This window comes from Micromonospora arborensis (genome assembly GCF_003205615.1).
Classification (GTDB): domain Bacteria; phylum Actinomycetota; class Actinomycetes; order Mycobacteriales; family Micromonosporaceae; genus Micromonospora; species Micromonospora arborensis.
This window is the reverse complement of the sequence record NZ_PYBV01000054.1, coordinates 4,564-4,868: the sequence shown is the minus strand read 5'-3', so window position 1 is coordinate 4,868 and position 305 is coordinate 4,564. Positions and strand designations below refer to the sequence as shown.

Genomic DNA, 305 nt, shown 5'->3' with positions numbered 1-305 from the left:
GCCGGTGCACGAGCGGATCCTGGAGGCGTTCCAGCGGCTCGGTTTCCGGTTCAAGCACGCCGACCTGGAGCGCGGTCACATCCGGGGGGTCCAGCAGACGCTGCCGTTCTACCAGGAGATCGAGTTCTTCGCCTCGCCGCAGTACGCGAGCACGATCAGGGAGGTCGAGCTGACCTTCGTGACGAGCCAGCGGGGTGTGGAGGTCATCCTGGAGTGCGACAAGCGCGGCGGGTTCCTCAGTGCCGGGCACGACGCCTTCGGCCGCTACCAGGTGTCGCACACCGACGTCGACCGGGTGGACTGGG

General features: G+C 67.9%; 1 protein-coding gene. It reads left to right on the top strand.

Going from position 1 to position 305, the window contains the following annotated elements:
- Positions 1-305, top strand: a 305-nt coding sequence (locus C7C45_RS30410; RefSeq protein WP_167454878.1) for a sporulation protein, incomplete at both ends; no start/stop codon positions are given.